This is a genomic window from Christiangramia sp. OXR-203, assembly GCF_034372165.1.
Taxonomy (GTDB): domain Bacteria; phylum Bacteroidota; class Bacteroidia; order Flavobacteriales; family Flavobacteriaceae; genus Christiangramia.
Genome location: NZ_CP139698.1, coordinates 2,713,713 through 2,728,596, shown reverse-complemented (window position 1 = coordinate 2,728,596; position 14,884 = coordinate 2,713,713). Strand labels below are relative to the sequence as shown.

16 protein-coding genes are annotated in these 14,884 nt (G+C 38.5%); 8 read left to right on the top strand and 8 right to left on the bottom strand.

What is annotated here, in order from left to right; translation table 11 throughout:
- Nucleotides 1–4: 4 nt before the first annotated feature.
- Nucleotides 5–1,099 carry a DUF3667 domain-containing protein gene (locus tag T8I65_RS12670; protein ID WP_322300951.1) on the bottom strand — a complete coding sequence of 365 codons (1,095 nt, stop codon included), beginning with the start codon at nt 1,097–1,099 and terminating at the stop codon, nt 5–7.
- A gap of 9 nt (nt 1,100–1,108) precedes the next feature.
- Complete coding sequence (locus T8I65_RS12665; RefSeq protein WP_322300950.1) at nt 1,109–2,398, bottom strand: DUF5103 domain-containing protein; 1,290 nt, start codon at nt 2,396–2,398, stop codon at nt 1,109–1,111.
- Between the two features lie 122 nt (nt 2,399–2,520).
- On the opposite strand from T8I65_RS12665, the gene T8I65_RS12660 reads away from it, so the two are divergent.
- From T8I65_RS12660 to T8I65_RS12625, 8 genes are read left to right on the top strand one after another with little or no spacing between them, the layout of a single operon-like run.
- On the top strand, nt 2,521–3,864 hold the full coding sequence (locus T8I65_RS12660) for a Na(+)-translocating NADH-quinone reductase subunit A (RefSeq protein ID WP_322300949.1): 1,344 nt from the start codon (nt 2,521–2,523) through the stop codon (nt 3,862–3,864).
- Between the two features lie 13 nt (nt 3,865–3,877).
- On the top strand, nt 3,878–5,068 hold the full coding sequence (locus tag T8I65_RS12655; protein WP_322300948.1) for an NADH:ubiquinone reductase (Na(+)-transporting) subunit B: 1,191 nt from the start codon (nt 3,878–3,880) through the stop codon (nt 5,066–5,068).
- A 2-nt stretch (nt 5,069–5,070) separates the two neighbouring features.
- A complete protein-coding gene (locus T8I65_RS12650) occupies nt 5,071–5,814 on the top strand; it encodes a Na(+)-translocating NADH-quinone reductase subunit C (protein WP_322300947.1) in 744 nt (247 codons plus the stop codon).
- A 2-nt stretch (nt 5,815–5,816) separates the two neighbouring features.
- Nucleotides 5,817–6,563 (top strand): NADH:ubiquinone reductase (Na(+)-transporting) subunit D, encoded by a 747-nt coding sequence (locus T8I65_RS12645; protein ID WP_322300946.1) that lies wholly within the window; start codon nt 5,817–5,819, stop codon nt 6,561–6,563.
- A gap of 29 nt (nt 6,564–6,592) precedes the next feature.
- The gene (gene nqrE, locus T8I65_RS12640) at nt 6,593–7,207 is read left to right on the top strand and encodes an NADH:ubiquinone reductase (Na(+)-transporting) subunit E (RefSeq protein WP_322300945.1); all 615 of its coding nucleotides are present in this window, start codon (nt 6,593–6,595) and stop codon (nt 7,205–7,207) included.
- A gap of 15 nt (nt 7,208–7,222) precedes the next feature.
- Complete coding sequence (nqrF, locus tag T8I65_RS12635; protein WP_322300944.1) at nt 7,223–8,509, top strand: NADH:ubiquinone reductase (Na(+)-transporting) subunit F; 1,287 nt, start codon at nt 7,223–7,225, stop codon at nt 8,507–8,509.
- 42 nt (nt 8,510–8,551) lie between these two features.
- Entirely contained in the window at nt 8,552–8,908 is a 357-nt protein-coding gene (locus T8I65_RS12630) for a Na(+)-translocating NADH-quinone reductase subunit F (protein WP_322300943.1), read from the top strand.
- Nucleotides 8,909–9,922, top strand: a complete 1,014-nt coding sequence (locus T8I65_RS12625) for an FAD:protein FMN transferase (RefSeq protein ID WP_322300942.1) — start codon at nt 8,909–8,911, stop codon at nt 9,920–9,922.
- A 4-nt stretch (nt 9,923–9,926) separates the two neighbouring features.
- Here T8I65_RS12625 and T8I65_RS12620 read toward each other — a convergent pair whose 3' ends face one another.
- Genes T8I65_RS12620 through gpmI form a run of 6 tightly spaced genes read right to left on the bottom strand, consistent with a single transcriptional unit; the run spans nt 9,927 to nt 14,618 of the window.
- Nucleotides 9,927–10,691, bottom strand: a complete 765-nt coding sequence (locus tag T8I65_RS12620; RefSeq protein WP_322300941.1) for a class I SAM-dependent methyltransferase — start codon at nt 10,689–10,691, stop codon at nt 9,927–9,929.
- A gap of 3 nt (nt 10,692–10,694) precedes the next feature.
- Nucleotides 10,695–11,258, bottom strand: a complete 564-nt coding sequence (locus tag T8I65_RS12615; RefSeq protein WP_141878525.1) for an HNH endonuclease — start codon at nt 11,256–11,258, stop codon at nt 10,695–10,697.
- Nucleotides 11,251–12,066, bottom strand: coding sequence for a type I methionyl aminopeptidase (gene map / locus T8I65_RS12610; RefSeq protein ID WP_322300940.1), 816 nt, complete (start codon nt 12,064–12,066; stop codon nt 11,251–11,253). The genes T8I65_RS12615 and map overlap by 8 nt, the downstream gene beginning before the upstream one ends.
- 3 nt (nt 12,067–12,069) lie before the next feature.
- A complete protein-coding gene (locus T8I65_RS12605) occupies nt 12,070–12,474 on the bottom strand; it encodes a BT0820 family HAD-type phosphatase (RefSeq protein WP_322300939.1) in 405 nt (134 codons plus the stop codon).
- Between the two features lie 51 nt (nt 12,475–12,525).
- Entirely contained in the window at nt 12,526–13,095 is a 570-nt protein-coding gene (locus tag T8I65_RS12600) for a thioredoxin family protein (protein WP_322300938.1), read from the bottom strand.
- Between the two features lie 5 nt (nt 13,096–13,100).
- Nucleotides 13,101–14,618, bottom strand: a complete 1,518-nt coding sequence (gpmI, locus tag T8I65_RS12595) for a 2,3-bisphosphoglycerate-independent phosphoglycerate mutase (protein WP_322300937.1) — start codon at nt 14,616–14,618, stop codon at nt 13,101–13,103.
- Nucleotides 14,619–14,884 lie beyond the last annotated feature (266 nt).

Genomic DNA, 14,884 nt, shown 5'->3' with positions numbered 1-14,884 from the left:
TGTTTCAATAAATTGAAAAAGACGCGAGTAATGATATTATTGCAGCGACTGTGGCTAATGTAAAGAATATAAGGTTCAGGAGTAGAAACTTTAAAATCGTTTTAACACGTTTCTGTCCGTAGAAAAAACGCATGGCTTTGTATAAATAGAATAGAAACACAAGATTTGCCAGCGTTGTTAGTATTTCCCATTTAAAAATAATTTCTAATATTAGCGCGAAACTGTAGAGTACGAAAAATACTGTTTGTACATGGAATGCAAAGATGAGGTGCTCCATATAATTAAAGTCTCTTCTTAAATACAGTAGCCAGATAAATAATGCGAATACCGGCAAAAAGATGAAAATGATAAAAGGCAACTTCCCTATAAAGTAATTTATAAATAGCGCTGGGTCTTTTGAAAAGGTTCCTGCATCAACTGCCTTCTTATAAAGCCAGAGATTGTAATTGGTTTGCTCGTGCTTTAAACTATCCAGCGCCCGGGAAGCGGTGAAAATTCCTGTTTCATCCTGGTAAGCATAGTATAGATCTGCTTTTTTGGCAAAAGCATTCATAAAGTTCATGCTGTCAAGTTCTTGCTGACTCACAAGCTTTTCAGTATAAGTTTCAGTGAAAACATTATTCTGGATGCTGTCCAAACCAACATCATCGCTGGTCAAAACTTTATTAATGGAATCCATAGAAGCCTCGCTCAATTCCTTGCGGTCGAGTTTTGAAAGCAAGTTTTCATCCCGATCCTGTCGTCTAAAACTTTCGCTAGGATCCAGGCTAAGGCTAAAGATCAGAAAGAATATAATGGAAACACTCAGGTAGAACCTGAAGGGATTTGCGTACCTCGTCCTCTTTCCTTCCACATAATCTTTTGAAATTTTTCCTGGCCTGAAAAGGAGTATTCTTAAAGTTCTCTGAAACCTGGAATCATAGGCAAATACTCCCGAAAAAAATTCATTAAACAGATCTGAAAAACTAAGTTTTTTAGTGGTATTTAATTGTCCGCAATTGGGACAAAAGCGGTCGTTTTTATCTAAAGGTAATTCGCAGTTTAAGCAATGCTGACCTCTGTACTGGTAAATTTCAATCTTATTTTCAGTATCTGGCATATAAACAGCTTAATTACGAATGTTTCTTGAATTCGCACCTCCCGCACCAATCAATCTGTCATAACGTGCTCCCGGGCTTCTGTAATAAGCGAGGATCGTATAATTGTTCTCGGTTTCATCATAGTTTCCACTAATTGCTCCATCTTCAATCCCGTCTGGACCTGTCACCACATATTTGTAGTTATAATATCCTTGTTTAAACAATCTCGCTAGCTCATAATAACCGCTCTCCTTATTATACTCGAGCTTAGTGCTTTCGTCCAGTTGAAAATTATTGAACCCTCCATACAAATGAATTTGTTTCCCGTCTAGCGGATCATAATTTCGTAAAGTAAATCTCATCCATACATAATCGGCTTCCAGGTCTGAATCTTCTGCAAGCACATTTCTTACCACAAAACCTCCATTAATATCAGGATTGTACGTGTATGGCTGCCCGTCCCTGGTGATGTCCATAAAAAGATAATGAACATATAGCTGTTGCATGTCAACCTTGGCAATATCAGCATTGGTGACTCTTATTTCTTTATTGTCAAACTGAAGAAATTCGTTGCCACCCCAAAAAGAAGATTCAGTATCATAGCGATAGATGAGTTCGTTGGCAATGGTATATTGCGGTTTAAGATCCGTATTCGCAGTTTTTAAATTAAAATTCTGAATGAGGCTTACCTTGACATTCCTGTCAGGATTCTTCAGAAGCAGATCTGGAGATTTAATACTGAAGTTTACAATTTGCTTTTCATCGATAAATTCAAGGTTTCTGGCTCTTTTTACTTCCGCAGTAATTTGCGCTACAGGTTCATAAACCATGAATTTTCGCGAGAATAACTTCTCTCTTTGAGCATTATAGACGCTAATCATGTAGTTGCCCGAAACCTTGAGTCCGCGTACATTTTTATTCGGAATATCAAGCTCGTAATGAGTATAGGGTTGCAAGGTGTTTAGCGAATTTCGGTAATTGATGATTCTAACATCATCAAAACCTTCGAGATATTCATTTTTAGTAAGTTGAGAAGGAGTCCAGTCGAAATTATAATGTTCGATCGTGTAATAGTAATCGGCTTCATCCCCAATGATATCATCAAAACTTAATTGAAGGTTGGCACCTAAACGAATGATTGGATTTCCTTTATTCTCTACGGAATCTCCCTGGAAAATAATGGTTCTTATAAACGGAGGTGGCAAGGTTTCTCTAACAACCTGCCCATAAATATTCGACTGGAGCAGGCAAAACGTAAAGATTATAAGAAAGCCTTTCATAAAGTTTGAGTAAATAGCAAAGTTAATATAAATAAGCATTTTGCATCCATTTAATTTAACAGTTGACCAAAGTAAAATTCTGACATTTCTTGGGATAAATGGAGTGAAAATTCTTAAATTTGCCCGACTTTAAACTAAAAATTTAACATACACTTCATCCTATGTCAAAAGACATTCGAATTAAAAGAGGATTATCTCTGCGATTAGAAGGGGCGGCGGAAAAAGAGCTTGTAAAGGCTCCGAGATCCAAAACTTACGCGATCAAACCGCCAGATTTTCACACTGTTGTGCCAAAAATGGTAGTAAAAGAAGGAGCTAAGCTTCTTGCAGGTGATGAGATTTTCTATTCGAAATATACCGAGGAAATTCGCTTTACAACACCAGTTAGTGGTGTTCTTAAAGAAATCAAAAGAGGTGACAAAAGAAGGATCCTCGAAATAATCATCGAGGCAGATCCTGAAAACACTTATCGTGAATTCAAAAAACTGGATCCTGCTAAAGCTGATGTAAAGGATGTTCGTGAACTTCTTCTTGAAAGTGGTTGCGGTGCTTTTATTAATCAAAGACCATACGACATTGTAGCGGATCCCAAGGATACTCCGAAGGCAATTTTTATTTCTGCGGTAACAACTGCACCTCTGGCGGCAGATAAAGGTTTTATCATTAAAGACAAGATTGCTGCATTCCAGGCGGGAATTGATGCTTTAAGAAAACTTACACCTGGTAAAGTTCATCTTTCTGTAGATGATTCTTCAGCTGAGTATCTAAAAGGGATTCAGGGTGTTGAACTTCATCATGTAAAAGGAGCTCATCCTGCGGGTAACGTAGGTGTTCAAATTCATAAGCTTGACCCTATAAATAGAGGAGAGCGTGTTTGGACTGTAGGAGTAGAGGACGTGGCAACTATTGGTAATGTTTTTCTAACCGGGGAATATCGTGCTGAGCGTACGGTTGCTGTGGTTGGAAGTGAAGCTGAAAACAGGAAATATTATCAAACGATTATTGGTGCTAATGTTACAGATCTTATTGGTCAGGCTGCAGAAGGTACTCGTATCATCTCTGGTGATGTGTTCACAGGAACTCAGTTAAGCAATAATCAGTATTTAGGCTTCTTTGAAAACGAGCTTACGCTAATTCCTGAAGGTGACAATTACCGAATCTTTGGATGGTTACCATTTACCTATAACAACATACATTCACATTCCAGAACTTCCTTGTCCTGGTTATTTCCGAATAAAAAATACACTCCAACCACGAATTTGAATGGTGAAGAGCGTGCATTGGTGGTAACTGGTGAAATGGAAGAGGTTTTACCGATGGATATCTATCCAATGCAGCTTATCAAAGCATGTATGGCTGGTGATATCGAGAAAATGGAAAATCTCGGGATCTACGAGGTAGCTCCTGAAGATTTCGCAACGGTAGAATACGTGAACACTTCCAAGATTGAGATTCAGGAAGTAATAAGATTAGGTCTTGATTTAATGATTACCGAAGTAGGTTAAAAAGCTGAAGAATATGGAATGGATTAGACAGAGATTAGATAAAATGAAACAGCCTTTTAGCAAAGGCGAGAAGTACGAGAAATATGCTCCTGCAGTAAATGCATTAGATACTTTCTTATTTACTCCAAATCATACTACACAAAAAGGAGCGCATATTCGTGATGCAGTGGATCTTAAGAGAACTATGATTACCGTGGTAATCGCTCTTGTTCCAGCTCTTTTGTTTGGATTCTGGAATGGTGGATATCAATATCTTCACCAATTGCCAGAGTATGCGAACGGTGTACCTTTTATAGATGCTTTCCTGCATGGTGCTGGAAAGATCTTACCGATGATCGCAGTATCGTATGCTGTAGGTCTTGGAATTGAATTCGCATTTGCGATCTTTAGAGGACATGAAGTGAACGAAGGATACCTGGTAACTGGTTTACTTATTCCTATGATCATGCCAATTGATATTCCGCTATGGATGGTGGCACTTTCAGTAGTGTTCGCGGTTCTAATTGGGAAAGAAGCTTTTGGTGGTACTGGAATGAATATTCTGAATCCTGCACTTACGGCACGTGCATTTGCCTTCTTCGCTTACCCAACTTACATGTCTGGAAACAGTGTTTGGGTTAGTAATGCGTATGAAGTAGATGCAGTAACTGGTGAAACGATTCTTGGAAATCTTGCAGCTGGAAATGAGGCAGGTTATACACCGCTAGATATGTTCTCTGGAATGATCCCGGGATCTATAGCTGAAACTTCAGCGATCTGTATTCTGGCAGGTGCATTGCTACTTGTATTAAGTAAAGTAGGTAGCTGGAGAATTATACTAAGTGCATTTATTGGAGCTGCAGTGATGGGATTGATCTTCAATGCGCTACCATCTTTGGGTATTGAAGGTAATAACTTAACGAATTTCCCATGGTATCTTCACCTTATTGTTGGTGGTCTTGCTTTCGGTATTGTCTTTATGGCAACAGATCCGGTTTCAGCAGCACAAACAATGAAAGGTAAGTGGATATATGGATTCCTTGTAGGATTTATTTCAGTAATGATTAGAGTATTCAACCCGGCATATCCCGAAGGTGTAATGTTAGGTATTCTACTTATGAATGTTTTCGCACCAACGATCGATCACTACGTGGTAGAATCTAATGTGAAGAGAAGAAAGAAAAGACTTAAAAATGCTAACCCTCAAGTAGAAACAGCAGTTTAGTTATGGAACAAAAATCAGTTAATAAGACGAATAGCAATGGCTATACCTTCATGTTCTCTGTGATCATGGTTGTTGTAGTTGCCGCTGTACTTGCCTTTGCCGCTATCTCTCTCCAGCCAACACAAATGGAGAATGTGCGTAAAGAGAAAATGCAGAATATCCTTTCTACCGTTGGAATTACTACCGACAGAGATGGAGCAAAAGAGCTATATGATAAGTATATCGTAGAAGAAGTAGCTATCACTGAAGATGGTACTGTAGACGAATCTGTAGACGCATTTCAAGTTGATCTGGCAAAAGAGATTAAAAAAGATGTTGCAGAACAGGTTTTTCCACTTTATGTAGCTGAAGTTGAAGGTTCCAGATATTATATCGTTCCTCTAAGAGGAAACGGACTTTGGAATGCGATCTTTGGATATATTTCTTTAAAAGATGATATCAACACGGTAAAAGGTGCAACCTTTGACCACCTTGGAGAAACTCCGGGACTTGGTGCAGAAATTACAAAACAATGGTTTAAGGAGAAATTTGCTGATGAAAAGATCTTTGATTCCAATGGTAATCTTGTAGGAGTTTCTGTAGTCAAAGGAAATATTGATGTTTCAGATAAGGACGATAATCAGGTAGATGCAATTTCAGGAGCAACGATCACAGGTGATGGTGTTTCTGATATGATCTCAGAAAGATTAAAGCGTTATTTACCTTATTTCGAGCAGCAAAAAGGATTTAAAGTAGCAACTAGATAGATATGGCTAAAGAGAAAAAATTCAACTCTGCTAAAGAGGAAGAAAAGAAACGGGAAATGATCCTTTTCCTTTCAAATTCTGAAGAAAGGGAGCATTTTCTTTCAAAAGGAAATAGAAAATTACTTTCCGATCCATTAGATGACAATAACCCTATTACCGTTCAGGTACTGGGAATTTGTTCTGCACTGGCAATTACCGTGCAGTTGGAACCGGCCGTAGTAATGGCAATTGCTGTAATGGTGGTAATGGCATTTAGTAACATGATCGTTTCTATGCTAAGAAACCTGATCCCAAGTAGGATCAGGATCATTGTTCAACTGGTTGTTGTTGCTTCTCTTGTAATTCTGGTAAGTGAGATCTTAAAAGCCTATGCTTTTGATGTAAGCAAGCAATTGTCGGTTTTCGTTGGTCTTATTATTACGAACTGTATTGTAATGGGGCGTTTGGAAGCCTTTGCTCTTGGGAACGGAATTTACAAGTCCTTTCTTGACGGTATTGGTAATGCTGCAGGTTATGGTTTAATTCTGGTTGTGGTAGCTTTCTTTAGAGAATTGCTTGGATCTGGAAAACTTTTTGGCTTCGAGGTATTAGGACATAAAGGAGCGACGTTGGCTGAGTCTACTGGACTGTATGCTTTAGGATATGAAAATAACGGTTTGATGCTACTCTCTCCAATGGCACTTATAGTGGTTGGATTGATCATCTGGGTACAACGTGCTAGAAATCGTAAACTAATCGAACAAAACTAATAGCTGTACAGCAAAAAAGTATATAAAGAATGGAATTAGTTAATCTATTTGTAAGAAGTATTTTCATAGAGAATATGATATTTGCCTACTTCCTGGGAATGTGTTCCTACCTGGCGGTATCTAAAACTGTAAAAACAGCTGTTGGTTTAGGTGCTGCTGTGATCTTCGTACTGGCGATCACTGTGCCTATCAATTTTCTACTGGATAATTATCTTTTGAAGCCTGGAGCACTTTCCTGGCTTGGAGCTGAATATGCAAATGTGGATCTAAGCTTCCTGAGTTTTATCATGTTCATTGCGGTAATCGCATCCATGGTACAGCTTGTGGAAATGATTGTTGAAAAATTTGCTCCGGCTTTGTACGGTGCACTTGGTATTTTCCTTCCACTTATTGCAGTAAACTGTGCGATCCTAGGAGGTTCACTTTTTATGCAGCAAAAAGATTTTGGAGGAATTTCAGAAGCGATCACTTATGGGCTTGGTAGTGGAATAGGATGGTTCCTTGCTATCCTTGCCATTGCGGCCATCAGGGAAAAAATTGCATACTCAAATGTTCCTGCACCATTAAAAGGTCTTGGTATCACGTTTATCATCACCGGACTAATGGCACTTGGATTCATGAGTTTTATGGGAATTAAATTATAATCGTAAAAGAAGATTATGACAGTTATAATAGCTAGTGTAGTAGTATTCTTAGTCTTGATTTTGTTATTGGTATCAATGCTCTTAGGAGCTAAGGCCAAATTATCACCATCGGGACCTGTGACAATCAACGTCAACAACGAAAAAGATATAGAAGTAGGTTCAGGTGGAACCTTGCTATCCACTCTTGGAGATAATAAATTGTTCCTTCCTTCTGCCTGTGGTGGTGGTGGAACTTGTATCCAGTGTAAATGTATCGTTGAAGATGGTGGTGGAGCAATTCTTCCTACGGAAGAGCCACACTTTACCAGAAAGGAAATTGCAAATGGATGGAGACTTGGTTGCCAGGTAAAGGTAAAGCAGGACATGAAAATAACCATTCCTGAAGAAGTTTTCGGTATTAAGAAATGGGATGCAACTGTAGTAAGAAATTACAACGTAGCCTCATTCATTAAGGAGTTTGTAGTAGAGATTCCTGAACCAATGGACTATAAAGCCGGAGGTTATATTCAAATTGAAATTCCTAAAACGGAAGTAAAATTTGAAGATATGGATATTACTGCTCACCCTGAAGAACATGATGATCCGAATAAATTTAAAGATGAGTGGGACAAGTTTAAATTATGGCCACTGGTAATGAAGAACCCTGAACTGGTTGAAAGAGCCTACTCAATGGCGTCTTATCCAGCAGAAGGCCGTGAGATCATGTTAAATGTACGTATTGCCACCCCACCCTTCGATCGTGCAAAAGACGATTGGATGGATGTGAACCCTGGAGTCGCTTCTTCCTATATCTTTAGCTTGAAGAAAGGTGATAAAGTAGTTATTTCCGGACCTTATGGTGAATTTTTCATCAATGAAAGCGATTCAGAAATGCTTTATGTAGGTGGTGGCGCCGGTATGGCACCAATGAGATCTCACTTATATCACTTATTCAGAACTTTGAAAACCGGTAGAAAAGTAACTTACTGGTACGGTGGTAGATCTAAAAGAGAATTGTTCTATACAGAACACTTTAGAGCATTAGAAAGAGATTTCCCGAATTTCAAATTTTATCTGGCACTTTCTGAGCCCATGGAAGAAGATAACTGGAAAGTTAAATCGAATCTTGATGACGAAGGAGATGGATTTGTAGGCTTTATACACCAGGTTGTAATAGATAATTATCTTTCTCACCATGAAGAGCCGGAAGATATCGAGCTATATTTCTGTGGTCCACCATTGATGAACAAAGCAGTTCAGAAAATGGGTGAAGACTTCGGTATGCCACCTGAGAACATCAGATTTGATGACTTTGGAGGATAGTAATTATAATCCCGCTTCGGCGGGATTTTTTTATCTTTGTATATGCCAAAATTAGACGAACAGGAACTACATAACCTGGCGATGAATATCGTTGGTAAGGATCTCGAGGATAACGGGTATGAATTCTTAGGGGTCAATAGCAAACTAAGACGAAATCCACAATTTGTAGCTCTGAAGGATACAAAATTGCATTTTGTCATTGTAAGAGCTATTGAGTATCCAGATGATCCAACGGCTTTTGATCCTGCTTTCATGAAAGATATAAAGGAACATGCCGAAAAGTTTAACGCTAAAACATTTTATGCTGGTGTAGGACTGGCTAATTCTTCAGATTATGATAAACCGGTCTCTAATGAGGAAGATTATGTTGTAAACTATTCTGGCTGGAAAGAATTTTAGATGTATCGTATTTCAATATTTATCATTTCTGTTTTATCTCTGGTTTCTTGCGATTCTAAGAGTGGACTGGACATCGCTTCCTTTAAAGGTGAAGCTTTAGGAACTACCTATTCAGTTCAATACTTTTCTGAGGAGGAGCTTGAGTTCACTAAATCTTTGGACAGTATTGTGGAACTTATCAATGGATCCATGAGTACATATCAACAGGATTCCGATATTTCCATGGTCAATCGGGGTGATTCTAGTGTAACCGTAGATCAACATTTTATTAAGGTTTTCGAGGCTTCACAAAAAATTTATTCTGAAAGCAATGGTTTTTTTGATCCAACAGTAGGAGTTCTGGTCAATGCTTACGGTTTTGGTCCTGGCAAACCTGTAACCGATCTTTATGCAGAGCGACTCGATTCCCTGAACCAACTGGTGGGTCTTAACAAAGTAAGGATTAATGAAGACCAGACTGTCTTCAAAGAGAATCCAGACGTTTACCTCGATTTTAACGCGATTGCCAAAGGATATACTATAGATCTTATTGGGCAGTACCTTGAAAATAATGGGGTATCAGATTATTTGATCGAGTTGGGTGGTGAACTAAAAGCCAAGGGTAAAAATAAATCATCTGGTAAAGAATGGTTGGTGGGAATTGATCATCCATTACAGGAAGGTCCTCAAAGACAGTTTAATGCAAAGGTCATGCTTAAAGACGCTGCTATGGCAACATCTGGAAATTATAGAAAGTACCGGGTGGACTCTATTACGGGAGAGCGCTTTGTACATACTGTGAATCCAATAACTGGTTTTGCTGAAAAGAGCAATTTGTTAAGTGCTTCTGTAATTGCTGAAAATTGTATGATGGCAGATGGCTATGCTACAGCTCTTATGGCTATGGGTCTGGATAGATCTGCTAGTATGCTGAAGGAACTAAAATCTATAGAAGTGTATCTGATCTATTCCGATGAAAATGGAGCTATCAAAACTTACGTAACACCAGGATTTAAATCCAATCTGGTGGAATAATAATTCATTTGCTGCAAACTGGTAATATTTCTCCTTTCGCAAGTCTGTATTTATCTAACTCTTTTCTACTCAAGTCTTTACTCAGATCTACTTCGTTTACTTCAAAGCCTACCTCCCTTAACTTCTGAAAATAGTCTCTACCGTAGATCCTGACATGATCATACTGTCCAAATATTTTGGCCCTTTGCTTGGGATCAGTAATAGTATCATCCTGAAATGTCACAGCTCTATTCAGGTCCTGGGGTATTTGAAGGATCGCCGTACCGCCTGGTTTCAAAACTCTGTACAATTCTTTCATTGCCTTAAAATCGTCCGGGATATGTTCCAGAACGTGATTACAGAGAATAAAATCATAGCTGGAATCAGCGAAGGGTAGATCACATATATCAGCTTTGACATCTGCCAGCGGTGAATTTAGATCTGTAGAAGTATACTCAAGATTTTTCAATTTCCGGAAGCGTTTATAAAAAGCCTGTTCCGGTGCGAAGTGGAGTACTTTACGCTTTTTTGTAAAAAAGTCTGTGTGCTGCTGAAGGTATATCCAAAGTAGGCGATGCCTTTCCAAAGATAGAGTGGAAGGGGAGAGAACATTTTCTCTCTGATCTTCATATCCATATGGAAGAAATTTTCGGAAACTGCTACCGTCAATTGGATCAGTATATCGGTTGCCTTTAAGATAAATCTTTAAAAACGGCCTTATCAAGTAACTGGCTCTAATAAGTACAGGCCTGGGAATACTGTTTAAGGCCAGTTTAAAAAGATTGCTCATTGGCTATACTTCGATATCTCCCCAGTTTTCGCCCGATTTGATACGATATAGCTGCATTTCGGATACACCAAATTGCTTAGCCAGTACTCGAATACGGGTTTTCCTGTCAGGATCTAATAGCTTTTTCTTTAGAATAACAGCTTGTGCGTAAGTTAACTTGGAGTAAGAAGTTACTTTACGTAATCTTCTGTTTTCCTTGTTTTCCTTTACTTTAGGACTGTTATATTGATGTTGGACCCATTCATCCTTGGTGGCCCATGCCAAGTTAGAAACGCGATTGTCATTCTTCACAAAATTCTTGTGAATCACATACTGATCACCTTCTTTTTTCTCTAAAAACATTTCAGCAATAATGCGATGAATGTAGTAAGTTTTGTGCTTACCATTCTTCAATTTTACCGCGAAGTTTAAATATCCACCTACTTTTCCGCCATTCATCAAGTCTCCTTCGGGGTTTTTCAGATAACTGATCATCCTTCCGAAATTTGAGACTTTGTAGATAAAGCGGTCTTCCCAGGAATCTTTGTGTAGGGTTTTCCAGATTTCCTGTCTGTAACTTTTAATCATAAACTTTTGCTCTAAATTCGTCTTCTTCTGTTGAATTAATTTTTAATGATTCATAAATGTATTTAAATGTTGATAGTAATTCTGGTTTGCCGTCTATCAATGCGACATCGTGCTCGAAGTGAGCACTGGGTTTATTATCGGCGGTTAGTATTGTCCAGCCATCGGGCAATTGTTTAATTCTTTTAGTTCCAAGATTGATCATAGGCTCTATAGCCACGACCATACCTTCTACAAATTTTTTACCTCTGCCACGTTTACCGTAGTTAGGCATTTCGGGATCCTCATGCATCGTTTTACCAAGTCCATGTCCCACAAGTTCGCGAACGACTCCATAGCCGCGGTCCTCAGTGTATTTCTGAATTGCATATCCTACATCACCAACGCGATTTCCTGCTTTGAATTCTCGAATTCCTTCATACAGGGACTCTTTTGTGACTTTCAACAGTTCCTCAACCTCGGGAGCGATCGTTCCTACTGCAAATGTGTAGGCATGATCTCCGTAAAAGCCGTTTTTCAAAGCTCCACAGTCAATACTTATAATATCACCTTCCTGTAATGGAGTGTCGTTAGGTATACCGTGAACTACCTGTGCATTAGGACTCATGCATAAAGAATTGGGAAAATCATAAAGTCCCAGAAAACCTGGAACAGCACCATGATCACGTATAAATTCTTCTGCAAGTTTATCTAAGTGTAGGGTAGTTACACCTGGTTTAATTTCAGGCGCCAGCATTCCAAGAGTCTTACTTACAATGAGCGCACTTTCTCTTAGTAGTTCAATTTCTTCGCTGGATTTTGGTATAATCATACTTTAAAATCTTCTGAAGAGACCTGATCTCTTCTTTTTACCGGTTTCGGTTCCTTGTTTGTTTAATGTAAGTGATTGGTAGATCTCTCCCCAACCTTTCATTCCCCCGTAATTACGATCATCTATAAAAATATCGGCAAGAATCTTCCTGCTAATACTTTGATCAAATTCTTCTTCCGGGTAACTACTATTAATTGCGTAAAATTTTAAACCATTCTTTTCGCAGAAATTAACAGCTTCATCAAGTTTTTCTCCGCTTCTGTAGGTCCAAAGTATTAATCTGTGACCTTCTTCCTGTAATTTCCGAAGAGATTCAAAGGCAAATAGCAAAGGTTTTCCAATTTCTGGAAATCGGTTCTCTACGATCGTACCGTCGAAATCAACTGCGATGGTAAGAGAATTAGGCATAAACAAAATTAGTTATAATTTTTTAATTACAGAGTTTGCAACTTTTCCTTACTAATCTGCGTAAGAATTTTTGTACTCCTTACCGCCTACGATCTTGGCAATGTCTTCTTCTATACTTTCACCCTGTGAATATTCTACGAAGCGATTTACTTCTTTCCCGTTTTTGTAAAAGATGATCGTAGGTACTCTAGTTACCTCTAAGTCCTTCTCAATGCCAGATGGCGTTGTTTTATTTCTATCTACTGCGACCAGTTGCAGATTGTCGTAATCATAGTCTGCTTCGTTAAGAATCTTCAGGAATTTAGGCAGTTCGCGTTTGCTATCACCGCACCATGTACCCATAAGAACTTTGATTTCGTAGTCCTTAATATTTTCGTTGATCGTAGCCATTTCATCGGTGTCCGGTTTGAAGTTTTCATACCTTGAATCAAACCAGCTATTGAATGGTGCTCGTTGCAATTCTTCTTTAGTAAAATCACCAAGCAACATATTCTTTTGGGTTTCCTGTTGTTCAACTACTGAATCTTCTATTTCATCCATGGCAACATCCTGATTAGAATTGTCCATTTTATTTCCACAGCTCACCGCAAAAGCTGCAATGATAATTAATAGCTTTTTCATAAAAATTAGATTAAAGGGTCTTCTGTCATTAGATCTGGCTGGGTAATTCCCATCAGTTTTAAAATAGTCGGAGCGATATTACCAAGCTTACCATCCCGTATGGATTTTATATCTCTATCCATCAAAATTAGCGGAACCGGGTTGGTGGTGTGAGCAGTATTTGCGCTACCATCGGGATTCTTCATCGTTTCACTATTCCCATGATCTGCGATTATAATGACAGAATAGCCATTTTCAAAAGCAGTTTCAGCTACTTTTTTCGCACAAATATCAACGGTTTCACAAGCTTTGACAGCAGCATCAAAATTACCGGTATGACCTACCATATCTGGATTTGCAAAGTTTAAACAAATAAAATCTGCCGACTCGCCCTCTAATTCTGGAACGATTTTGTCTGTAATGTCATAAGCGCTCATTTCCGGCTGAAGATCATAAGTGGCAACTTTCGGAGAATCACACATAAGTCTTCTTTCACCGGCAAAAGGTTTTTCTCTACCTCCAGAGAAGAAAAATGTTACATGGGGATATTTCTCAGTTTCCGCAATCCTTATCTGCTTCTTGCCTTCATATTCAAGGACTTCTCCTAGGGTCGCTTTAATATTAGATTTCTGAAAAATGACATTTACATTTTCAAACCTATCATCATATTTAGTCATGGTGACATAATATAAGGTCAATTTTTTCATGTCATATTCGGGGAAATCATCTTGTGACAACGCCTGGGTAAGTTGTCTTCCGCGATCTGTTCTGAAGTTAAAATAGATCACTACATCCTTTTCACTAAGCTTGGCAACAGGATTATCATTATCATCAGTAAGTACTATAGGATCGATAAATTCATCTGAAATATCATTGTCGTAGCTTTTCTGAATTTCAGCTGTAATATTTTGAGTGGTTTTACCTTCTCCCTTAACGATTAAATCATATGCTTTCTCAACTCGTTCCCAACGGTTGTCCCTGTCCATGGCATAATACCTGCCAATCACAGAGGCCAGTTCAGAATTTGTTGACTCTAAATGAGGGAGTAGATCTTCTACAAAACCTTTACCAGAATGTGGATCTACATCACGACCATCGGTAAATGCGTGCACATATTTTTTTTGTACACCAGCCTCTTCAGCTGCAGATAGTAATCCTTTTAGATGGTCGATATGAGAATGAACTCCACCATCACTGAGCAATCCCATAAAATGAATTGGCTTATTATTTTTGACCGCATAGCTAAAAGCCGACTCCAAAACTGGTTCATCTTTTAGAGTATTCTTTTCCACCGCCATGTTGATCTTTACCAGATCCTGATAAACAACTCTCCCGGCTCCAAGATTCATATGTCCAACCTCACTGTTCCCCATTTGTCCTTCAGGAAGACCAACATTAAGACCATCAGTCCTCAAAGTAGCGTGCGGGAATTTTCCAGGTAGCGAATCCATAAATGGAGTTTTAGCTTTAGCAACTGCAGATATTTCTTCATTAGGAGAAATACCCCATCCATCCAGGATCATTAGGAGAACTTTCTTATTCATCGATTGTCGTAGTTTAAGCGATAAAGATAAAAACAATTACAGGGAATGACTGAAGGGCAGACTATAATATTTTATTAAAACTAATTCTTATGAAGCATAAACTGTAATGAAATGCTCTGACGATCAATATCATCTGTTTAGAATTCATTGAATTCCGGAACTTTCAAATATGATACAGCTGTCAGCTAATTTGTACCTATCAACTTCTAATTCACAACTCATAAAATCTCTCATAATTCTTCGGAAGACGATTCTAACATTCTTGG